The 22,183-nt window shown below is 52.9% G+C and carries 17 protein-coding genes; 1 reads left to right on the top strand and 16 read right to left on the bottom strand.

What is annotated here, in order from left to right; genetic code table 11:
- Nucleotides 1-11 precede the first annotated feature (11 nt).
- The 11 genes from ACFO3I_RS11335 to metB form a co-directional block, all read right to left on the bottom strand.
- Nucleotides 12-2,519: a TonB-dependent receptor plug domain-containing protein gene (locus ACFO3I_RS11335; RefSeq protein WP_377334100.1), complete on the bottom strand. Its 2,508-nt coding sequence runs from the start codon at nt 2,517-2,519 to the stop codon at nt 12-14.
- 461 nt (nt 2,520-2,980) lie between these two features.
- A complete protein-coding gene (gene argH / locus ACFO3I_RS11330) occupies nt 2,981-4,360 on the bottom strand; it encodes an argininosuccinate lyase (RefSeq protein WP_377334099.1) in 1,380 nt (459 codons plus the stop codon).
- Nucleotides 4,361-4,438: 78 nt separating this feature from the next.
- Nucleotides 4,439-5,650 (bottom strand): argininosuccinate synthase, encoded by a 1,212-nt coding sequence (locus tag ACFO3I_RS11325; RefSeq protein ID WP_465269140.1) that lies wholly within the window; start codon nt 5,648-5,650, stop codon nt 4,439-4,441.
- A gap of 2 nt (nt 5,651-5,652) precedes the next feature.
- Complete coding sequence (locus ACFO3I_RS11320) at nt 5,653-6,567, bottom strand: ornithine carbamoyltransferase (protein ID WP_377334097.1); 915 nt, start codon at nt 6,565-6,567, stop codon at nt 5,653-5,655.
- A gap of 78 nt (nt 6,568-6,645) precedes the next feature.
- On the bottom strand, nt 6,646-7,413 hold the full coding sequence (argB, locus tag ACFO3I_RS11315) for an acetylglutamate kinase (RefSeq protein ID WP_377334096.1): 768 nt from the start codon (nt 7,411-7,413) through the stop codon (nt 6,646-6,648).
- Nucleotides 7,406-8,437: an N-acetyl-gamma-glutamyl-phosphate reductase gene (gene argC, locus ACFO3I_RS11310; RefSeq protein WP_377334095.1), complete on the bottom strand. Its 1,032-nt coding sequence runs from the start codon at nt 8,435-8,437 to the stop codon at nt 7,406-7,408. The genes argB and argC overlap by 8 nt, the downstream gene beginning before the upstream one ends.
- A 217-nt stretch (nt 8,438-8,654) precedes the next feature.
- Complete coding sequence (gene dauA, locus ACFO3I_RS11305) at nt 8,655-10,409, bottom strand: C4-dicarboxylic acid transporter DauA (RefSeq protein WP_377334094.1); 1,755 nt, start codon at nt 10,407-10,409, stop codon at nt 8,655-8,657.
- Nucleotides 10,410-10,479: 70 nt separating this feature from the next.
- Nucleotides 10,480-11,001 carry an RNA 2',3'-cyclic phosphodiesterase gene (gene thpR / locus ACFO3I_RS11300; protein ID WP_377334093.1) on the bottom strand — a complete coding sequence of 174 codons (522 nt, stop codon included), beginning with the start codon at nt 10,999-11,001 and terminating at the stop codon, nt 10,480-10,482.
- A 55-nt stretch (nt 11,002-11,056) separates the two neighbouring features.
- Entirely contained in the window at nt 11,057-11,959 is a 903-nt protein-coding gene (metF, locus tag ACFO3I_RS11295; RefSeq protein WP_377334092.1) for a methylenetetrahydrofolate reductase, read from the bottom strand.
- A gap of 7 nt (nt 11,960-11,966) precedes the next feature.
- Entirely contained in the window at nt 11,967-14,330 is a 2,364-nt protein-coding gene (metL, locus tag ACFO3I_RS11290; RefSeq protein WP_377334091.1) for a bifunctional aspartate kinase/homoserine dehydrogenase II, read from the bottom strand.
- A gap of 4 nt (nt 14,331-14,334) precedes the next feature.
- A complete protein-coding gene (gene metB, locus ACFO3I_RS11285) occupies nt 14,335-15,603 on the bottom strand; it encodes a cystathionine gamma-synthase (protein ID WP_377334090.1) in 1,269 nt (422 codons plus the stop codon).
- Nucleotides 15,604-15,791: 188 nt separating this feature from the next.
- Between metB and metJ the strand changes: the two genes are divergently transcribed.
- Entirely contained in the window at nt 15,792-16,127 is a 336-nt protein-coding gene (metJ, locus tag ACFO3I_RS11280) for a met regulon transcriptional regulator MetJ (RefSeq protein ID WP_377334089.1), read from the top strand.
- Nucleotides 16,128-16,208: 81 nt separating this feature from the next.
- Here metJ and ACFO3I_RS11275 read toward each other — a convergent pair whose 3' ends face one another.
- The 5 genes from ACFO3I_RS11275 to tgt all read right to left on the bottom strand — a co-directional run bounded on the left by ACFO3I_RS11275 (nt 16,209) and on the right by tgt (nt 22,116).
- Nucleotides 16,209-17,453: a malic enzyme-like NAD(P)-binding protein gene (locus tag ACFO3I_RS11275; RefSeq protein ID WP_377334088.1), complete on the bottom strand. Its 1,245-nt coding sequence runs from the start codon at nt 17,451-17,453 to the stop codon at nt 16,209-16,211.
- 354 nt (nt 17,454-17,807) lie between these two features.
- Entirely contained in the window at nt 17,808-18,743 is a 936-nt protein-coding gene (gene secF / locus ACFO3I_RS11270) for a protein translocase subunit SecF (protein ID WP_377334087.1), read from the bottom strand.
- A gap of 9 nt (nt 18,744-18,752) precedes the next feature.
- Entirely contained in the window at nt 18,753-20,603 is a 1,851-nt protein-coding gene (gene secD / locus ACFO3I_RS11265; RefSeq protein WP_377334086.1) for a protein translocase subunit SecD, read from the bottom strand.
- 13 nt (nt 20,604-20,616) lie between these two features.
- Complete coding sequence (gene yajC, locus ACFO3I_RS11260; protein WP_377334085.1) at nt 20,617-20,955, bottom strand: preprotein translocase subunit YajC; 339 nt, start codon at nt 20,953-20,955, stop codon at nt 20,617-20,619.
- A gap of 30 nt (nt 20,956-20,985) precedes the next feature.
- Entirely contained in the window at nt 20,986-22,116 is a 1,131-nt protein-coding gene (tgt, locus tag ACFO3I_RS11255) for a tRNA guanosine(34) transglycosylase Tgt (protein WP_377334084.1), read from the bottom strand.
- Nucleotides 22,117-22,183 lie beyond the last annotated feature (67 nt).

Raw genomic sequence — 22,183 nt, 5'->3', positions numbered from 1 at the left:
AAGCGCGCCTATCAGAAGGTGTATACCGCACGAATGTAGTAATAACCGCCGTTAAAACCATACGGAGAGGTGGTTGGGTATTTCGCCCCAACCGAATCACCGTAAGGGTTCAGACCCGGATAGGTATCAAACAGGTTTTGTGCACCAACACTGACTTCCAGTTGAGAAGTCAGCTGATAGCCCAGCTCGACATCCACCAGTACCTTGCTGCCTTCGTTCATACCTGTGGTGATGTCATAGTCGTCGTCCACTTCCCACCAGGAACCGAAGTAATTCAACCGCACCAGACCACGCCAGCTCTCTTCACTATGGTTAAAGGTGACGCTGCCACGAGTCTTCGGCAGATTCTCTTCCAGTGTTTTAATTTTGACGTCGTCGATATTGGTGGTTAGCGGATCGGCCGAGACTTCGGTTTTGTTGTAGTTCAGTAACAAGGACAATTTGGACTGGCCGGTACCAATATCCACATCCTGACTGACCACTAAGTCAGCCCCTGTGGTTTTGGTATCAAAGTCGTTGGTAAAGAACAGGATGCTTGAATAGCTGAGCGCATCGCGAATACCCATATCCAGCAGGGTCTGAATATCGTCTTCGCTCAGGGTCAGTGGTGAGGTCTGGCTCAGACGGTCGGACACGTCAATACGGTACATATCCAAAGACACATGGGTTGTGCCCAGGTCCAGCACAGCACCAAAAGAGTAGTTGTCCGATTCCTCCGGCTTCAGCGGTTTGCCGCCTTTGAGCACGGAGATTGGGTTATCCGGTGGCAGGGTCGCCTGGTCTTCCAGACCATTCACACCAAAAGCAGTGGTCACGTTCAGCACTTTGGTCTGGCCAACCGTTGGCGCACGGAAACCTGTGCCCGCCGCCGCACGCAGTGACAGCGCGTCAGTGACTTTATACAAACCGGACACTTTCCAGTTGGTGGTGTTACCAAAATCGGTGAAGTCTTCATACCGCACAGCACCGGTTAACATCAGTTGCTCAGTCACCCAGGCCGATACATCGCTGTAGAACGACAGGTTGCTGCGGGAGAATACACCGGCGGCTTCCGGCTTAAAGCCAGGGAAACCGTTGGAGCCGATGCCAAAGCCCTGATCGGCCAGCACACCAATTTCATAAGACGCCGGGTCGCCTGCTTTCACTTCAAAGGTATCCTGCCGCCATTCCACACCACCGGCCAATACCAGCGGTTCGTAAAAACCAACGGCAAATTCACGATAAACGTCAAAGTTCACCCCCACTTCGCTTTGCACATAAGTACCAGGTTTAAAGCTGGTTGGGCTGTCGGCGCCCATTGAGGCGTTCACAGTATTGTTAATTGCAAAGGCGGCTTCGTTACGGCCATAGGAGGTGCTGAAATCAAAAAACACCTCTTCCACCAATTTCCCTTTCACCCCACCGACTATCGAACTGTCGGTGACGATGCCGCCAAAGCGTGGCGTGAAACCACCAGGGAAGAGTTCAGCAAAGGTCCAGCAATTTGGATCGGCGGTTACTACAGCCAGATCAGACGCAATAGGAATACCGTTGGCATCCAGCCGCACTATCGGGCAGCCAGCAGCATCGTCAGGCGTCATATCGCCCACCAGCAATGTGTCGTAAACCGTGCCGCCGACATTGACCTCAGGGCCATTGTACACGCCGCTACGGTTGGTTGGGTTGCGGTAATAAAAACCGCCTTCCACTTCACGCTTGGCATAGTTACCAAAACCATAAGCTTCTTTTTCGTTGCCTAAATCCAGTTTCAGGTTGGCAAAGAGTTTGAGGTCGTCCTTAATCTCAGGCGAACCCCAGATTTGCGCAGGATCAGCAATAGCTGTGTTACCTGCGGCAATCAGCGCTGCGGCGTCACCGCGCTGGACGCTGCGATCGGTAGGGTCTGAACTTTTGTACTCGAAGCTGAAGTTGGCCGAACCGTTTTGCGTCAGTGGTAACCCAATATTACCGGCCACCTGTTCAGCAGCACCGTCGCCCTCGTAATGCTGACCCCATTTGGCTTCCAGCATGCCGCCGTCAGCGTCATCTTTCAGCTCAAAGTTCATCACACCGGCAATGGCGTCTGAGCCGTACTGAGCCGCGGCGCCATCTCGCAGTACTTCCACCTGTTTAATGGCCGCTGACGGGATCACCGAAATATCTGGCCCCTGCGAGCCATCTGCCAGACCACCACCCAGGAACGAAATAACCGAAGCGCGGTGACGGCGTTTGCCGTTGACCAGCACCAGCGTTTGGTCCGGGCCCAGACCCCGCAGGTTTGCCGGCCGGATCAGGGTTGCTGCATCACTGATCGGCTGTGTATTGACGTTAAAGCTGGGCACCAGGGTGCTCAGCATATTCAGCATGTCTGAGTTGCCTTGTTTGGCGAATTCTTCTGAACCGATAATATCCACCGGCACAGGGGATTCACCCACCGAGCGCGGCGCAGCGCGGGAACCCACCACCGCAATTTTTTCGACATCTTTGTCTTTTGCTGCGGCATCATCTTCCGCCATAACCAGAGGTGAATGTGCTGCCATTCCCATGCAGCAGGCTGACACTAAAGCCGATAACCATGTTCTTTTTGTTTTTAGTTGCATTCTTGTAGTCTCGTTTCTGATTCTGTTTTTAACTAAGGAAAGGCGACTACCCGCTGACTCTCAGCTGACTGCCCACACACTCTTAATCCGAAGAGTTAACCCACAATCACCCAGCAGACAAAAAACCGTCAATTGAAAAAAAGTCACCTTTAAGGGTTAACTTTTTTCATCTATTTCAATTAGTTAGCTAATTAAAATTAAGTCTCATCTGATGCACCAGCACAAGGCAAAACAGCGATAGCAAATGGCGCTGCAGGCAGCTTGGTGTGCAAAAATGAGGCGCGTCGTTACAAAAGAGGGCGCTAATGTGCGCAAAAAACGTGCAGTAAGTTTCGGAGAGTTTCAGGGCCACGCCGGGCAAAATTAAAAAAAGAAAACCGGCACAAGGCCGGTTTTTTTAATCAGAGTCCATCAAACCAGAGTTTGGCGCTTGCCAATGCCTCCCCGACCCGAACCGGGCAGGTGCCCCCCAAGGCGGCTCGTTTGGCTAAGCCTGCTTCAATGGTCAGTGCCGGGTAGACATCGTCGCCTATCAAGGGGCAGACTTGTTGCATTTGCGTGAGGCTCAGCGCCTCCAGCGGCTTTTTCTCCCGTGACGCCAGCAGCACTAACTCACCAGAGATTTCATGGGCGTCACGGAACGCAATGCCTTTGCCCACCAGGTAATCAGCCAGATCAGTGGCGTTGCTGTAGCCCAGTTCAGCAGCTTCACGGCAACGTTCGATATTCACCGACAAATGCGGCAGCACGGTGGACAGCACCAGCAAAGATTGCTGCCAGGTGGCTATCAGGTCAAAAAAGCCCTGTTTGTCTTCCTGCATATCTTTGTTATAGGCCAGCGGCAGGCCTTTTAAGGTATGCAGTATAGCCACCAGGTGGCCCAGCACCCGGCCTGTTTTACCGCGTAGTAACTCAAACACATCAGGGTTTTTCTTCTGCGGCATTAACGACGAGCCAGAGCTGATGGCGTCACCCAGTTTAAAGAAGCCAGCTTCACCTGAGCAGAAGAAAATCACGTCTTCTGATAAACGCGATAAATGCGTCATACAGATGGATGCAGCGGCAGACACCTCGACGACATAATCGCGGTCTGACACCGCGTCCAGGCTGTTCAGCGCGGCGCTTTGAAAACCCAGACGCTGTGCAAGTGCCGTACGGTCCATCGCCACACCGGTTCCGGCCAAAGCACCGCACCCCAGCGGACAAACGTCCAGCCGTACTAATGCATCATCTAAACGGCTTAAATCCCGTTTAAACATTTCCACATAAGCCAGCGCCCAGTGGCTGACCAGCACAGGTTGCGCACGCTGCAGGTGAGTGAAGCCCGGCATCACGGCGCCCTGAAAGCGGTCAGCAAACTGAATAAGCGACCCTATGGCCCCCACCAGCAAGCGACGGACTTGTTGGCTGTTCAGTTTGGTCCAGAGCCGTAAATCAGTCGCCACTAAGTCATTTCGGCTGCGGCCAGTGTGCAGCTTTTTCGCAATCACACCAATTTTGGCCTGCAGCTGCGCTTCCACCCAACTGTGAATATCTTCTTCCTGAGTTTCCAGTGGCAACTTAGGATTCGACTCCAGCGCCAGCGCCAAATCGGCCAATGCATGATCCAGCTGAGCCGCTTCATCGGCGTTAATAATGCCCGCTTCCAGCAGGCCGGCAGCCCAGGCGCGGGAGGCCGCAATATCCTGCTGCGCCAACTGGTAATCAAAACTTAACGAGTCGTTAAAATCACGGAACTCGGCCAGACTGGCTTCGGTAAAACGTCCACCCCACATTGCCATGGTTGTTACCCTCTGAGAATTCATAAAAAAGGGCCGGACTAAAACCGGCCCTGCAGTCAGACTACAACAAAGCCTCTGTTAGTCGATACTGCCTTTTAAGGCACGGATGCGGCTGGCCAGGCTGTACAGACGGATAAAACCGGCTGCATCTTTCTGGTTGTACACTTCGTCCCCTTCGAAGGTGGCGAAGGCTTCCGAGTACAGGCTGTTGCTGGAACGACGTTGCGTCACCGTCACGTTACCTTTGTACAGTTTCACCACGATGTCACCGCTCAGTTGATCGGCCAGCGAAGTCGCCGCCGCTAACAGGGCATCTTTTAATGGGGTGAACCAGCGGCCGTCATACACCAGCTGAGCGAACTCCAGACCCACTTCTTCACGGTATTTCAGTGAGGTACGGTCATAGACTAAAGATTCCAGCGCACGCAGGGCCGCCACTAAAATGGTACCGCCAGGGGTTTCATAGCAACCGCGGGATTTCATGCCCACTAAACGGTTTTCGACGATGTCGATACGACCCACACCGTGCTCTGAACCAATGGCGTTCAGCTGTTCAATGGCTTTGACCGGATCCACAGCTTCGCCATTTAATTGCGTCAGTTCACCTTTTTCAAAACTCAGCTGAATATATTCTGCTTTGTCCGGCGCCTGCTCTGGTGATTTGGTCCACATCCAGATTTGGTCAGACGGTTCATTCCACGGGTTTTCAATCTCGCCACCTTCGTGCGAGATGTGCCATAAGTTGGCATCGCGGCTGTAAATTTTGGTCGCTGAAGCCGTGGTAGGAATGTTTTTCTCAGCCAGGTAGTTCAGCAATGACTGACGGGAGTTGAAGCTCCATTCACGCCAAGGCGCAATCACTTTTAAGTGCGGAGCCAGCGCAGCAAAGGCGCCCTCAAAACGAACCTGGTCATTGCCTTTACCGGTACAGCCGTGACAAAGCGCGTCCGCGCCCAGCTCCAGCGCCAGTTTCACCTGGGCACGGGCAATCACAGGGCGGGCCATTGAGGTACCTAACAGGTACTGGCCTTCATATACAGCGCCTGTTTTCAGCGTTGGGTAAATCACTTCTTTGATCAGCTCTTCGCGCAGATCCACCACGTAGCAGCTGCTGGCACCGGATTTAATGGCTTTTTCTTCCACACCGACCAGTTCTTCATCGCCCTGACCCACATTGGCCACAAAAGCAATGACTTCACAGTCATAGTTTTCTTTTAACCAAGGCACAATGGCCGAGGTATCCAAACCACCTGAATAGGCCAGCACAACTTTTTTGATACTCATCTTCAACCTCAACTGAATAAACTGACTAACACCGCGTTTTGCGCATGCATGCGGTTTTCCGCCTGCTGCAGTACCAGCGAACAGTCGCTGTCCAGCACTTCGCTGGTCACTTCCTGGCCGCGGTGAGCTGGCAGGCAGTGCATAAAATGTTTCACGGCCAGGCGTTGCATCACGGCCGTATTAATCTGATAAGGGGCAAACAGCTTTTCGATCAGCGCAGGGTCCGCCCGGCCGCCCATCGACAACCAGGTGTCAGTGTAGATGGCGTCAGCGCCTGCTGCTGCAGACACATGCTGACTTAAGGTCAGCTTGGCACCGCTTTGTTCCGCCAGCGCCTGGGCTTTTAGCAGCACATGCGCATCCGGGCCAAAGCCCTGCGGCGTCACCACTGTTAACGTCATGCCCAGAATAGCTGCACCTAACATCAGTGAATGGCAGACATTATTGCCATCGCCGACAAAGGCCAGATGCACTTTAGACAAGTCGTCATACTGCTCTTTTAACGTCAGTAAATCGGCCAGCGCCTGACAGGGGTGATACAAATCACTTAAGGCGTTAATCACCGGCTTTTTACTGCTTTGCGCCAGCTGCACTAATGTTTTTTGTGAATAAACCCGGGCCACTATGGCGTCTGTCCAGCAGGCGAGGTTGCTGCCAAAGTCTTCCACCGATTCCCGCACGCCCAATGCACCGTTTTGCTGATCCAGATAGACCGAATGACCGCCCAGTTTGTGGATGCCGACATCGAAGCTGACACGGGTACGCAGCGAAGGTTTCTCAAACAGCAGAGCAATGCTGCGGCCTTTTAAGGCAGTGGAGAATCGGTCTGGGTCACGTTTAATTTCGAGGGCTAAATCCAGCAGGTGGGTCACCTGTTCCTGACTTAAATCAGCTAAGCACAGCAGCTGGGTCAATTTACTCATAAATCACACTTTATGCGCTAGGCGCTTTCCTTTTTAAAGGCCAGAGCCCAATGCTCCGGCGTCTGTTGAACCTTACTGTTAATACTGAATGCAGGTGCCAACCGGCTCATTGCGCATCAGCTTTAATAAATTGTCCGGGTCCTGCCAGCCTGCCACAATAATGGTGCGTTTCAGGGCTGCCGCAGTTTCCAGCGCCGCATCCAACTTCACTTTCATACCGCCTTTAATCACACCAGCTTGCACCAGCTGGTCTGCCGCTTCTGCGGTTAAGGTTGGGATCAGTTGCATCTGGGCGTCCAGAATGCCTGGCACGTCGGTTAATAAAATCAGTTGTCCCTGCACCAGCTGACAAATAGCCGCAGCAGCAATATCGGCGTTCACATTCAGTAACTGGCCTTGCTGGCCAATACCGATGGAGCTGAATACCGGCGTAAAACCTTGCGCCAACAAGCTGTTGACCAGAGTGCCATCATTCGGTTTAGCAATGCCTACTGCGCCAAGCCTGGTGTTGACGTCAAAACTTAAGCTGCCACCAGCAGCCAGGTTTAAGCCGACAGGCTTTAACCCTGCCAGTGTGGCGCGACTGACCATTTCAGCGTTTACGGCGCCGTCCAGAGCCCCGGTAATCACCGGCATTTGTTCGGCCGGAGACACGCGCTGCCCATCAATTTTTTCGGTGGTAAAGCCAAATTTAGCCAACCACTGATCCACCTGATCGCCGCCGCCATGCACCAGCACCAGCGGGTGTTTTTGCTTAAGTTCAGCACAAACGGCTAACAGGGCGTCCAGAGCAGCCTGGTCTTGCAATAAGCGGCCACCCATTTTGAGTACATAGACGTTATTCATTCGGCACCCCGGCGAATAAACCAGCGGTTTCTGCAAAACCGAACTTCAGGTTAGCGGCTTGCAATGCCTGCGCAGCAGCACCTTTGAGCAGGTTATCAATCGCCGACACAATCACCAGTTGCTCAGCATCCTGCTGCCAGTGGATATCACAAAACGGGGTACCGGCCACATCGGCGACATTAGGCGAATGACTAACCAGGCGTACCAGCGGCTTACCGGCATAGGCGCTGTCAAACGCCGCTTTCACTTGCTCAGCAGTCACACCAGCTTTTAGCGTCACTACAGAAGTTGCCAGAATGCCGCGTTTGAAGTTACCTAAATGCGGGGTAAACACCACTTTGCGGCCTAAGTTCTGCTCAATCTCAGGTCTGTGTCTGTGTTTAAAGAAGCCATAGGCATTCAGGCCCACTTCACAGAATGAGGTATTCAGCGCCGCTTTACGACCGGCACCAGACACGCCACTGGTGGCATTAATCACAGGAATGCAACCATCCGCAACCAAACCGGCTTTTAACACTGGCAGCAAAGCCAGCGAACAGGCTGTCGGGTAACAGCCAGGCACAGACACCAGCTGTGGCAGCGGCTTATCCAGCCACTCCACCAGTGAATACACTGCTTGCTCCAGCAAATCTGTATGCAGATGCTCGTAGCCGTAATACTTCGGATACAAAGCAGGGTCTTTCAGACGGAAGGCGCCGGATAAATCAAATACAGCAATGCCTTTGGCCAGCAGTAACGGCGTAACCGCCTCACTGACTTCATGGGGTAAGGCCAGAAAAGCCACGTCGGCGTCCAGCGTTTCGGCTCTGTCATCGGTCCAGGGTTCTACCTGAATATCCACCACGGCTTGGTGACGTGGGTAGAGTTTAGAAAAAGGTTCTGCCGCGCGGCCTGCGGAAGCAAAAGCATAACTCAGTTCAAAATGTGGGTGGCGTGACAGCATCACAGCCAGCTCTGCACCACTGTAACCTGCCGCACCCAGTACTGCAGCTTTGAGTTTGCCTGAAACAGATAAAGTCGTCATAAACAGCGAAATCTCCGCGACTTAAAACAAAAAATAAGGCCACGCCCGAAAAAGTGAGGCCAGTGTAGAGGGTTCAGCATGCACATTCAAGAATTTTTATGCTGAATTTATGAATTTTTATTGTCATAAAATTCATTTTCAACATCCTGACTGCAGTCACCCAAGGGTGGGGACAGCTTAGACCAAGTCGCGGACAGACTAAAGTAAAAAGCCCTTTTTACTGCCCGCTGTTTTGCCAGCCGGGTTCAGATGCAAGGCCCGGCAACTGCTGCAGCGCGTCAGCCAGCCCAGAATAAAAACTCAGGATCCCGGGCAGCGGCAGAACCCCGGCCTTGGCCAGAGTACGCAGCGGCTGGAACTGCAAATCCGTCACCAGCAAATGCACCTTTTGTTTTTCCGCCAAACTGATCAATTTGTCGAAAGCCGCCAAGCCACCGGCGTCCATTAAGGTCACCGCATCCATCATCAGAATAGCCCCCTGCTGGCCCTTAAGTTTTTGTGATAGCTCACCAAAGACCCGATCGGCAGCTGCAAAAAATAACGGGCCACTGATGCGAAATACTTTCCAGCCTTCGGGTAAAGGCGTGGACAAAAACTTGCGGTTGTGGCTGATATCAACAGCGCGGGTCATATCGGCCACTTGTTTAACGAATAAAAAGGCCGCAATCACCATGCCCAGACTAATCGCTACCACCATATCAAACAGCACAGTGCAGCCACAGCAAATGCTGAAGATCCAGATATCATTACTCGGCGCTGTTTTTAGCAGATGCACAGCTTTAGGGGCTTCACTCATAGTCCAGGCGACAACCAGTAACAAAGCGGCCATTGCAGCCATTGGCAAATACGCCAGCGCGGGCGCCAGCAGCACTAACGCCAACAACACAGTGATTGCATGAACCATAGCTGCGACCGGAGACTGAGCACCAGAACGCACATTGGCCGCCGAACGGGCAATAGCTGCAGTGGCTGTAAAGCCACCAAAAAAAGGCGTGACCAGATTGCCGATGCCCTGCCCCAACAATTCACTGTTGGCACTGTGGCGTTTGCCCGTCATGCCATCGAGCACCACAGCACACAACAGGGATTCAATAGCGCCGAGCATGGCCATCGCAAAGGCTGCGGCCAGCAAGTCTTTCGCCATTTGCATGCTCCATTGCAGTGGCTGTCCGCCCGGCCCAGACTGCAGCCAGGGCAACTGCAAGGCAGGCAGCTCTGACGGAATACCAAAGCCAGTCGAACCATCAGGAAGCAGATAACTGAAACGCGAACCTATAGTGTCCAGACTGAACCCCAGCTGCTGCAGTGCAATGGCCAGAAAAGTCGCCAGCGCCAGTGCTGGCAAATGCGGAGGCGCAGGCCAACCCAGCTTAGGCCAGTACAGCATCACGGCCAATGTGGTCAGCGCAACCAACAAGGATGGCCAGTGCCACTGTGGCAGGTTCATCAGCAGCAACTGCAGTTTTTCCAGGTAATGCTCCGGCATCGCTGCCAGCCCAAGACCCAACAGGTCATTGAACTGCAAGGTGGCAATCACAATGGCAATACCGCAGGTGAAACCCAGAGTGACGGCTTCAGGAATGTATTCGATAAAACGGCCAAAACGGATCACTGCCATCAGTACTAAAAGTACGCCCGATAACACGGTGGCCAGCAACAAACCGGCCAGCCCATAGTGCTGAGCCACCGGATACAGCACCACCACAAAGGCCGCCGTAGGGCCGCTGATGCTAAAGCGGGAACCGCCACAGAGTGCAATGACAAAACCAGCCACCACCGCAGTGTACAAGCCGTATTGTGGTGGAACCCCAGAGGCAATGGCCAGCGCCATCGCAAGCGGTATCGCGATAATGCCCACTGTAACGCCTGCCAGCAGATCCTGCTTCAGGTGCCAGAGCCGGTAGCCTTCCGCCAGGCTTTGTCGCAGGGCATGACCAATACGCAGTGAAAACAGATAAGAACGATGTGACATAGCCCCTCCCTGAATCAAAGCTTGAGTGTAACAGAGCAGACAGATAATTTTTTTGTTTCAGAGCAAGGTGTTAGACCAAAGTCTGACGCTCTTTACACAGATAGCGCACACCGGAGACTGTGCTGACGGAATGGTAAAATCCCACTTCAGTGCAGCGAAGCCGGACTGGGCCGGCCGGCTGGCGGAAGCTGAACTCCGGCCGGATTTTGCGGGCCAGGGTGACATGAGGGAGAAACTGTTCCGGCTGAGGACCGGTTAAGACCGGCTGGCAAAGCGCTGATAGCTGTTGTTGCAACGTCATTAATGCTGGGACTTCCGTCTGCAGCCCCAAAAACAGCACTTTGGCCTGATGAAATTGCGCCAGATGGTCAAAACAGAGTTCAAAGGCCGGGGTATCGTTGAGCAAAGGTAAGGCGTTCTGCCACAACTGCTGCTGGGTTTCTTCGCTTTGTTGGCCCAAAAATACCAAGGTCAGATGTAAATTAGCAGGTGGATGCCATAAGGCTTCGGGGTACTGGTCGACGGGCTGGCAGGCGGCCAGCTGCTGTTGCTGTGCCGCATCAAAACTCAGACTGAAAAAACAACGTTGCATCACTCATACCAACACAAAAAGCAGTTCAGTGCTTAGTATGCCAAGCCCCAGTCATTCAGACTACCGCTACCTCAGGCCGGACCCCTAATAAATGGCAAATGGCGTAGGTCAGTTCACTGCGGTTTAAGGTGTAGAAGTGGAAGCAGTTTACGCCTTCCCGGCTTAATACCTTGACCATTTCCATCGCAATATTGGCTGCCACCAGATTACGGGTGGTTTCGTCTTTTTCCAGCCCTTCATAGGCTTTGTGCATCCAGGATGGGATAGCCACATTGGTCATGCCGGCAAACTTCTGTAATTGCTTGAAGTTGGTCACAGGTAAAATGCCCGGCACAATTTCCACATCAATGCCGACCGCAGCGCAGCGGTCGCGGTAACGCAGGTATTTTTCCGGTTCAAAGAAAAACTGGGTAATAGCCCGCGACGCCCCGGCGTCCACTTTGCGTTTTAAATTCAGCAAATCGAATTGCGCATTGGGTGATTCCGGATGCACTTCCGGATAGGCCGCTACCGAAATATCAAAGTCAGCCACTGAACGCAGAATTTCTACCAAATCAGCGGCATACAAAGCCGGCTTTTCCGTGGTGCCTGGCGGTAAATCACCGCGCAGGGCCACAATATGGCGAATACCATTGTTCCAGTAGTCACGGGCAATAGCCTCAAGCTCGGCACGGCTGGCGTCAACACAGGTTAAGTGCGGCGCCGCAATCAGCCCGGTCCGCTGCTTAATGGATTTAATAATTTCGTGAGTACGGTCACGTTCGCCTGAATTCGCGCCATAGGTCACAGAGACAAAGGACGGCGCCAACGGCGCCAGCCGCTCAATGGACTTCCACAGCGTTTGCTCCAGCTGCTCGGTCTTTGGCGGAAAAAATTCAAAACTGACATTCACCTTGCCCTGCACATCCTGCAGGTTGCGGTTAATCGACTCTAAATACTGTGCGCTGACAAAAGACATAAAATTCTCACTTTACCCAGGCTGCGGCCTGTGCCTGACTGTGTTGAGCGGCTTTGGCCGCGGCTATTTTTTGTTTGGCCAACAGGGCCAAATCGGCATGTACGCCGCCGGCCGTCACCTGACGACCCGCACCAGGGCCTTTGAGCACCAACGGGTTTTGCTGGTACCAGTCACTTTCAATCACAAAAACATTGTCGCAAGGAATAATAGCGGCCAGCGGATGCTCAGGCGCTACGGACACCAGACGGACCTGCGCCTTCGCCTGCCCTTGCTCTATCCTTAACTCTGCCACATAACGCAGCACCTTGCCTTGTTGCTGCGCATCGGCCAGCACAGGCGCAAAGGCCAGGTCCAGTAATTCAGCTTGCTGCCAGAACGCCTCAACAGAGCCCTCAGCCAAAGCTGCAGGTAATAACGGCTCCAATGCAATCTGCTCCAGTTCCAGTGGTAAATCCAGTTCACGTGCTAACACCAGCAGTTTACGTTGTACATCTTTGCCGGATAAATCGTCGCGCGGGTCCGGTTCGGTAAAGCCTAATTGCTGCGCTTGTTTAAGCAATGCAGAAAACGGCACCGAACCATCAAACTTCGCCAGCAACCAGGACAAGGTACCAGAGAAAATACCGCTGACCGCATGCACTGTGTCGCCACTGCTGCGCAGCTCCTGCAACAAACGTTGCACCGGCAGACCAGCCCCAACTGTGGTGTTGCTCAGCCACTGCACTTGCTGCTGGGCCGCCAGTTGTTTGATCTGCTGGAACTGCGCTAGCGGCAAGGTCACACCTTGTTTGTTGGCGCTGATCAGATCAAAGCCGGCCTGAATAAACTGCGGATAACGCTCGGCAAAAGCGCGGCTGGGTGTCAGGTCAATTAATACTTTCGGCTCGGCCAGCTCTTGCAACGCCAGTTGCAGGCTTTGTTCGGTGTAAAGTGGCGCCCGCTGCAATTGTTCTGCCCAGTTATCCAGGCTCAGGCTTTCAGCAAACAGCGCCTGGCGTGAATTTAATAAACCGGCCAGATTCAGTTCAATCTGCCCGGCCAGCGCCTGCTGCTGGCGCTCGAGCAGCTGCAAAAATTCAGACCCGACATTACCGGTACCTGCCACCACCAGGTTCAATTGCACCACGGAGGGTAACAAGGCCTGATGCAATTCTGTCAGCTCCAGTGAGCTCAGCGGTTGTTCAAATAACCAGACCGCCAGTTGCTCATCATTAAATACCGCCGCAGGCGCCTGACGCTGCAACCAGTGCTGCGCTTGAGTACTGACCTGCTTTTGTCGGCGGGCAGCCGGTTTTACCCAGGCCACCAGGTGATACAACTGCGGGCTGACCCGGGCGTACACCTGCTGACTGGCCAGTAAACTTAACAGCGGATCCACAGCAGCAGCCGGTACTAACCACTGCTGCGCCTGACCCGGTGCCGCTATCACTGGTTGCTGCAGCTGTGCCGCAACCTCATGGGCATTCAGTAGGCAATTGGCTGGCAGACTGACCAGCGCAGCCTGCTGAATATCGGTTAAAAACTGCACTTCAATGGCACTTTGCTGGCTAACTTTGCAGCCCGGATGCTCTGGATTAAAACTGCTGCGCACCACCAAATCGGCCGGTGCATCCAGCAGCGGACTTAAAGTTTTGGCATGCAACACCGGGTTGCCTAAGGCCGCCAGGGTTAACGCCTGCTGCCATGGCACTTGTTTATAAGCGCGGGCAGACGGCACTTTGCGTGGGTCTGCACTGTAAATCGCATCTACATCTGTCCAGATATGAATGGCTTCAGCGTTTAGCAAACGGCCCAAAATAGTGGCGGAATAGTCGCTGCCATTGCGGCCCAGCGTAATGCTCTGGCCTTGAATAGTACGGGCTATATAGCCAGTCACCACATTCAAACCAGGCTGCTTTAACGGCTCCAGCAATTGTGCAGACAAATGCCAGTCCACCACGGCAGCATCCAGACGCAGAAAATCACGGGCGTCCAGTGCCTGACTGCGCAGACCACGTTCGTTCAGCAATGCTGCAAGCAGCTGACTGGAGAAACGCTCTCCAATCGCCAGCACATCATTCAGCTGCTGTGCCGCCAGAAAGCCTGCTATCTCGGCAATCCAGCTGTCGACTAACTGCAGTAAAGCCTCAGGCTGCTTCAGCGTGCGCCGGGCCAACAAATGCAGTTTTTGCTGCAGTTCGCTTAATTGCGTACGAAAGCATTCTGGTTGCTCACGAAGCTCCGCCAGCGCTAACAATTCATCTGTGGTATCGCCAGGGGCCGACACCACCACCCAGGCGGTGGGTTCTTTTTGCAAAATATCCGCCACAGCAGCAAAACGCTCTGCGCTTGCCAGGCTGCTGCCACCAAATTTATGGACTACCAAACTCATAAACTCACCATAATGCCGTGAAGGCCGGGTTTAATCGAAACTGGGCGTCAGAGCCCGCTGTACTTTGCCCGCCTTGCGCTGCAGCTGCTGACGCCTGAGCAGTCGGATCAGACTGTTGCTGCACTGCAGCAAAACCTTGCGCCAGATCGGCAATCAGCTCTGCGGCATCTTCAATCCCCACAGACAGGCGGATTAAGGTCGGGCCTATGCCCGCAGCTTTTTGGGTGGCGGCATCCAATGAGGCATGTGTCATGCTGCCTGGGTGGCAAATCAGGCTTTCAATACCGCCTAATGACTGCGCCAGCGTGAAGCACTTCAGTGCGCTGAAAAACACCGGCAATAGCGCCTCGTCGGCGGCCAAATCAAAACTCAGCATGGAGCCAAAACCAAATTGCTGCGCTTTGGCAATGGCGTGACCTGGATGGTCTGGTAACCCAGGGTAATACACCTTATTGACCAGCGGTTGCTGCTGCAGATAATCCACCACCAAAGCGGCGTTATGCTGGTGTTGTTTGATGCGGGGTAACAAGGTACGCAGGCCACGTAATGTCTGATAGGAATCGAATGCACCTGCGGTCACGCCCAGGCAGTTCGCCCACCATTTCAGCTCATCACCAACACTTTGTTCTTTGGCAATCAGCGCACCACCAATAATGTCGCTGTGGCCATTAATAAATTTGGTGGTGCTGTGCACCACAATATCTGCGCCTAAATCCAGCGGCTTTTGCAGCACTGGCGATAAGAAAGTGTTGTCTACCACCACTTTGGCACTGAATTCTTTCGCCAGAGCCACCACCGCCTGAATGTCGGTAATTTGCAGTAATGGATTACTTGGCGTTTCCAGCCAAATCATCGCCGGCTTAGCCGCGCGCACTTCCTCGGCCCACTGCTCCAGCTGAAAATTGACCACTTTCAGCTTGAACGCTCGCTTGCGGCTGGCCAGGTTAAAAAACAACCGGTAGCTGCCACCGTAACAATCATGCGGGATCACCAGCGTATCATCCGGACCTATCAGCTGCAGCGCCAGTAAACAGGCTGACATGCCAGTATTGGTCACCAGCCCTTTAGCCCCACCTTCCAGCTCAGCCAGGGTTTCGCCCAATAAATCACGGGTCGGGTTATTGGAACGTGAATAGTCGTACTGGCCGGGCTGCTTAAAGGCCTTTAATTCGTAAGTAGAGGTCAGGTACAAAGGGGGGGTCACAGCCCCAAAAGCCGGGTCTTGCGCTATCCCCGCTCGGGCTGCAATGGTTGCTGAATGACGCTGGCTCATATCAAGACCTTTAGATGTTTAGACGTCCAAAAGTATAACTCCCAAAAATAAGATGTCAAAACATTTAGACGTCTGTATGATGAATTACTGTGCAACGTTTGTAGTGCGCAGCAATAAGAAGTAAAATTTGCGACCTTGCGCCAGGCAACAGCCTGACGCTCTTCAATCGATAATTTCAAGGTAACCCTATGGCAAAGTGGAATGGTGAATACATTCACCCTTATGCGGAGCACGGTAAAAAATCTGAACAGGTCAAAAAGATTACCGTTTCGATCCCGCTGAATGTACTGAAAGTGCTCACTGACGAGCGCACCCGTCGCCAGGTAAACAACCTGCGGCACGCCACCAACAGTGAATTGCTGTGTGAAGCGTTTTTACACGCCTTTACCGGCCAGCCGCTGCCGGCAGATGAAGATTTACGCAAAGACAACCCACACCAGATCCCAGCGGAAGTCCGTGACATTCTGGTCAGTATGGGTAAACCAATTCCTGATATTCAGGAAGCTGAAACAGACGAAGAATAAACCAACAACATTCAGTCTGCTGAACCACGTACGACCGATTAAAAACAAAACCCGCTGTAAAGCGGGTTTTGTTTTGAGGGCTTAGCCTTTCAGGTAATGCTCAGGCAGCGGCAGGCGCGCCACACCTGAGGCCACCGCCGCTTCCGCCACCGCTTTGGCCACCCGTTGCAATAAACGGGGGTCCATTGGCTTAGGAATAATATAACCAGGACCAAATTCCAGATGACTGACCTGCGCCGCATCTAACACTGCCTGAGGCACAGGCTCTTTGGCGATAGAACGGATGGCATGCACAGCGGCAATTTTCATCTCATCGTTAATAACCCGGGCCCGCACATCCAAAGCACCACGGAAAATAAACGGGAAACAGAGCACGTTGTTCACCTGATTCGGGTAATCCGAACGGCCGGTCGCGACAATCAGGTCGGAACGCTGTGCCAGTGCCAGTTCAGGTTTGATCTCAGGGTCCGGGTTGGAACAGGCGAAAATCACCGGCTTATCCGCCATCAGCTTCACCGCTTCAGGCGGTAAAGCATCAGGCCCAGACACCCCGACAAACACATCGGCCCCTTCCATCGCCTCTTCCAGCGTGCGTTTGTCCGTGTTATTGGCAAACAGCTTTTTGTACTGGTTTAAGTCATCACGGCGGGTGTGGATCACGCCCTTGGTGTCGAGCATATAAATATGCTCACGGCGGGCGCCACATTTAATCAGCAACTCCATACAGGCGATAGCAGCAGCACCAGCCCCCATACAGACAATCACCACTTTGCCGATTTCTTTGCCCTGAATTTCCAATGCATTGAGCAAACCGGCCGCAGTGACAATAGCGGTGCCATGCTGGTCGTCATGGAACACCGGAATATTGCAGCGTTTGATCAGCTCTTTTTCAATTTCAAAGCATTCCGGCGACTTGATGTCTTCGAGGTTAATACCACCAAAGGTGTCGGCAATATTGGCCACTGTATTGATAAAGTCTTCGGTGGTTTTGTGGCTGACTTCAATATCAATGGAGTCCAGTCCGGCAAAACGCTTAAACAATAAGGCTTTGCCTTCCATCACGGGTTTAGACGCCATAGGCCCTAAGTTACCCAGCCCCAGAATGGCGGTGCCGTTCGAAATCACCGCCACCAGATTACCTTTGGCGGTGTACTTGTACACATTGTCGATGTTGTCGGCAATTTCCCGCACCGGTTCAGCGACGCCCGGGCTGTAGGCCAGCGCCAGATCTTTCACCGTTTCAGCGGGTTTACTGATCTCAATAGATATTTTGCCCGGCTTGGGCTCGGCGTGATACTTCAGCGCCTGTTCGCGTAGGTCTGACATGGTAAGAGGTTCCTGCTTTTTTATAGGGTTGCCCTGTGGGCTATAGATTTTTTTATTGGTAGTTATGGCTGTGGTGCCGGCCGAAAAGGTGCCTCATTCTAAAGAGCGCAATGCAACTTTAGTACAGGAAATTTTCAGATCGTACCAGTGACCCGTCCGACGCGGACAAACAGAAGGATCACCGAGCCACTAGTGGTTATAACAAGTTTTTAAACTAACGCCAAGCAGCAGGTCGGAGCAGTGAGAAATATCGTGGCCTTTTGGCAGAAAACGCAGGCAGCGGGTGACAGCAGATGCGGACGGTACAAAAAAAAGAAACCGGGCCAACACCCGGTTTCATCTCTGACACTCTTCTTATAAAGACGGCGTATTTTCGCCTTCTTTTTCAATCACCTCAGGCAGCAAGTCTTCACGGCTTGCCCCCAGGATCACCGCCACTGAACTGGCGACGAAAATAGACGAGTAGGTACCAATGCCGATACCGAATAACAGGGCTGCCGAGAAGCCTTTTAACAGTGGGCCGCCCAGGAAAAACAAGGCCACCAGCGACAAGGCCGTGGTTCCGGACGTGATCACAGTACGGCTCAAGGTCGAGGTCACCGCATCATTGACGGTTTCTTCCACTGTCGTATCCCTTAATTTGCGGAACATTTCGCGGATACGGTCAAATACAACGATGGTATCGTTGATGGAGTAACCCACCAAGGCCAGCAAGGCTGCCAGTACCGTCAGGTCGAACTCCATACCGGTCAGCGAGAACATGCCCAAAGTGATAATAACGTCATGCACCAAGGCCATCACCGCCCCCACCGAGTAACGCCATTCAAAGCGGAATGCCACGTACATCATGATACCGATAAAGGCGGCGAGCAGTGCCAGCATCCCGTCTTCTTTCAGTTCATCCCCCACAGCCGAACCGACCACATCGACCCGGCGTTGGGTGACGGTGCCCTGCTCGACCGTTTGCACCGCCTGCAGAATTTGTGCGCCCACCTGAGCCTGATCTTCCCGTGGTGTAATACGGATCATCACATCTGTCGTGGTGCCAAAGTACTGCACCACCGCATCAGGGAAGCCATTCTCAGACAACGCAGTGCGGATCTTATTCAGATCGGCCTGCTGCTCAAAGCCCAGCTCCACCACAATGCCGCCGGTGAAATCCAATCCAAAGTTAATGCCTTTAGTGCCAATACTGATTAAAGACCCCAGAATAAGCAGAGTCGACAGCACCATGGCTGGCCACTTCAGCTTCATAAAATTCAGCGGCTCTTTAAAATTTAAAATTTTCATCAGCTGTCCTTAAATTGGTAAGCGGTCAATTTTACGACCACCCCAAATCATATTCACAAACAACCGCGACACTGTTACCGCCGTGAAAATGGAGGTCACAATACCCAGAGCCAGAGTGACCGCAAAACCTTTCACCGGGCCTGAACCTAAACCAAACAGGATCAGCGCCACCAGGAAGGTGGTCAGGTTGGAGTCAGTAATAGTGGCAAAGGCTCGGTTGTAACCTTCGTGGATGGCTTGCTGCACTGAACGACCTGAAGCCAGCTCTTCACGGATCCGCTCGTTAATCAGTACGTTGGCGTCAATCGCCATCCCTATGGTCAACAGGATACCTGCCATACCAGGCAAGGTCAGTGTGGCGCCAGGCACCATCGACAGTACACCAATCAACACCACCACGTTACAGGCCAGCGCCAGGTTGGCCACCAAACCGACGGCTTTGTAGTAGATACCCATAAAGATCACAGTGACAATCATGCCCCACATAATCGCATTGGTACCCAGTTCAATATTTTCCTGACCCAGGCTTGGACCGACAGTACGCTCTTCCACAATCTGGATAGGCGCAATCAGCGCACCAGCACGCAGCAGCAGCGCCAGGTTCTGAGCTTCCGCCGGGCTGTCTACACCAGTGATCCGGAAAGAACGGCCTAAACGGGCCTGAATAGTCGCCACGTTAATGACTTCTTCTTTCTTCTCCAGGATGGTACGGCCAGTCTCGTCTTTTCTATCGGTTGGCTTGTATTCAATGAATACGGTCGCCATGGACTTCCCAATAGCTTCTTTGGTGGCTTGAGAGAAGGTGTTACCCCCTTTGGCATCCAGGTCGATATTCACCTGAGGACGGCTGTATTCGTCGAAGCTGCTGTTGGCACCGATAATATGGTTACCCGTCAGCATCACACGTTTTTGCAGCAACACCGGGCGGCCCTGGCGGTCATGGTACAGTTCGGCATTCGGCGGTACACGGCCTTCCAGCGCACTGGCTAAGTCAGCATTTTCATCGACCATGCGGAATTCCAGCGTGGCTGTTGCACCCAGAATCTCTTTGGCTCGTGCCGTGTCCTGAATACCAGGCAACTGCACGACAATACGTTCAGCGCCCTGGCGCTGTACCAGCGGCTCTGCCACACCAATGGCGTTCACCCTGTTACGGATAATGGTAATGTTCTGTGCGACAGCATCTTCACGTAACGCCTTGATTTTGATCTCGCTGAAGGCTGCAATCAGAGTCAGCTCATCTGAAGCCGTAAACTGCATATCGCGGTCTTTGACAGACAAAGCTTTTTCGGCAGCCGCCAGATCTTCAGCATTACGGAAACTCAGTACCACCCGCTGGTTAGCCAGGTCGGCCGTAATAGCGCGGTAGCGCACTTTGGCTTCACGCAAATCCGTGCGGTACACCGCCACTAAATCGTTAACGTTCTTTTCCATCGCGGTTTTCATATCCACTTCCATCAGGAAGTGCACGCCACCGCGTAAGTCCAGACCCAGCTTCATCGGCTGAGCACCAATCGCATCCAGCCAGGCTGGAGTGGCAGGGGCCAGGTTCAGTGCGGTCACGAAGTTATCACCCAAAGCAGCAATGGCGACTTCACGCGCTTTCAGCTGGTCTTCAGTGCTGAGAAAACGCACCAGTAACTGGCCTTTTTCCAGCTCAGCTGCTTTGGCCGTTAAGCCTTCTGCCGCCAGCGCTTTGGTCAGCTGATCGACATTTTCCTGTGTCACTTCGCCACCGCGGGTGGCATTAATTTGCAAGGACGGGTCATTGGGGTAGATGTTTGGCAGTGCGTACAACAGACTCACCACCAACACACCTATCACCAACAGATACCGCCAGATTGAATTCTGGTTTAACACGGGTTGGTCCTTATTACAGTGATTTCATGGTGCCTTTCGGCAGCACTGCAGCAATAGAGGCTTTTTGTACTGTCACTTCCGTGGTGTCATTCAGTGCAATCACCACAAAGTCTTTGTCATCCGCAATTTTGGCAATACGACCTACCAGACCGCCCTGGGTCAGCACTTCGTCACCTTTACCAAGCGCAGACATCAGGTTTTTGTGGTCTTTCACCCGTTTGGCCTGTGGGCGGTAGATCAGGAAGTAGAAGATCAGACCAAAGGCCACCAGCATAATCAGCAGGTCCCAGCCACCACCTTGTGGAGCAGCTACTGGTGTGTCGGCGTAAGCATTGGAAATTAATAAACTCATTACATGTCCCCTAAAGTTAAAACTAAAAATTTATTCTGTTATTGCAGTGTCCAGCGCAGGAACCTGCATACCGCGTTTTTGATAAAACTCGTCGACGAAGGCGGCCAGTTTGCCATCTGCAATGGCCGCACGTAAGCCCTGCATCAACTTTTGATAATGGTGCAGGTTGTGAATGGTGTTCAGCCTGGCGCCCTGTATCTCATTGCAACGGTCTAAGTGATGTAGATATGCACGGGAATAGTTTTTACAAGTGTAGCAATCACATTCTTTATCCAAAGGCGAGATATCGTCTTTGTGTTTGGCATTGCGGATCTTAATAACCCCGGTACTGACAAACAAATGGCCGTTACGGGCATTACGGGTTGGCATCACGCAGTCAAACATATCAATACCACGGCGCACCGCTTCAACAATATCTTCCGGTTTGCCGACGCCCATCAGGTAACGCGGTTTGTTGGCCGGCATTTTGTCTGTGGTGTGGTTGAGGATTTTAATCATATCCTCTTTCGGTTCGCCCACCGACAAGCCGCCGATGGCGTAGCCGTCGAAGCCAATCTGCTCGAGGCCTTCTAACGAAATGTCACGCAGGTGCGGGTACATACCGCCCTGAATAATACCAAACAACGCCGACTTGCTGTCGCCATGTTCGTCTTTACTGCGTTTCGCCCAACGTAACGACAGCTCCATCGACTTTTTCGCCTGCACCTCAGTGGCTGGGTACGGCGTACATTCGTCGAAGATCATCACGATGTCAGAGCCAAGGTCGCGCTGCACCTGAATGGATTTTTCCGGCGTCAGCAGAATTTTTTCACCGTTCAGTGGCGAGCGGAAATGCACACCTTCTTCTTTGATTTTGCGCAGCTCACCCAGGCTGAACACCTGAAAACCACCAGAGTCGGTCAGGATCGGTTTATGCCAGTGCATAAAGTCGTGCAGATCGCCGTGTTTTTTAATGATTTCGGTGCCAGGACGCAGCATCAGGTGGAAGGTATTGCCCAAGCAAATCTGGGCACCAGTGGCGTCCAGTTCTTCCGGAGTCATGCCTTTGACGGTGCCGTAGGTTCCTACAGGCATAAAGGCCGGAGTCTCGACCACACCGCGGTCAAAGGTCAGACGGCCACGACGGGCCTTGCCGTCTGTGGTTAATAATTCAAATTTCACGTTGTTACCTCATAAGGCCAGAAAAACAGTCCGGCTCGACGGGCGATTGTAGCAGAAGGCAAGGCCA

Origin of the sequence: Rheinheimera marina, from assembly GCF_042654345.1 — a bacterium.
Lineage (GTDB): Bacteria > Pseudomonadota > Gammaproteobacteria > Enterobacterales > Alteromonadaceae > Pararheinheimera > Pararheinheimera marina.
The sequence above is the reverse complement of the archived record's forward strand: the minus strand, read 5'-3'. Positions and strand labels throughout refer to the sequence as shown.

Bases quoted from the DNA above. Each gene is read 5' to 3' on its own strand.
- argC (WP_377334095.1), bottom strand. From the start codon at position 8,437: ATGACGACTTTATCTGTTTCAGGCAAACTCAAAGCTGCAGTACTGGGT.
- argB (WP_377334096.1), bottom strand. From the start codon at position 7,413: ATGAATAACGTCTATGTACTCAAAATGGGTGGCCGCTTATTGCAAGAC.
- secF (WP_377334087.1), bottom strand. From the start codon at position 18,743: ATGAAAATTTTAAATTTTAAAGAGCCGCTGAATTTTATGAAGCTGAAG.
- ACFO3I_RS11320 (WP_377334097.1), bottom strand. From the start codon at position 6,567: ATGAGTAAATTGACCCAGCTGCTGTGCTTAGCTGATTTAAGTCAGGAA.
- ACFO3I_RS11275 (WP_377334088.1), bottom strand. From the start codon at position 17,453: ATGTCAGACCTACGCGAACAGGCGCTGAAGTATCACGCCGAGCCCAAG.
- yajC (WP_377334085.1), bottom strand. From the start codon at position 20,955: ATGAGTTTATTAATTTCCAATGCTTACGCCGACACACCAGTAGCTGCT.
- metB (WP_377334090.1), bottom strand. From the start codon at position 15,603: ATGAGCCAGCGTCATTCAGCAACCATTGCAGCCCGAGCGGGGATAGCG.
- metJ (WP_377334089.1), top strand. From the start codon at position 15,792: ATGGCAAAGTGGAATGGTGAATACATTCACCCTTATGCGGAGCACGGT.
- metF (WP_377334092.1), bottom strand. From the start codon at position 11,959: ATGTCTTTTGTCAGCGCACAGTATTTAGAGTCGATTAACCGCAACCTG.
- argH (WP_377334099.1), bottom strand. From the start codon at position 4,360: ATGGCAATGTGGGGTGGACGTTTTACCGAAGCCAGTCTGGCCGAGTTC.
- ACFO3I_RS11335 (WP_377334100.1), bottom strand. From the start codon at position 2,519: ATGGCAGCACATTCACCTCTGGTTATGGCGGAAGATGATGCCGCAGCA.
- metL (WP_377334091.1), bottom strand. From the start codon at position 14,330: ATGAGTTTGGTAGTCCATAAATTTGGTGGCAGCAGCCTGGCAAGCGCA.
- thpR (WP_377334093.1), bottom strand. From the start codon at position 11,001: ATGCAACGTTGTTTTTTCAGTCTGAGTTTTGATGCGGCACAGCAACAG.
- dauA (WP_377334094.1), bottom strand. From the start codon at position 10,409: ATGTCACATCGTTCTTATCTGTTTTCACTGCGTATTGGTCATGCCCTG.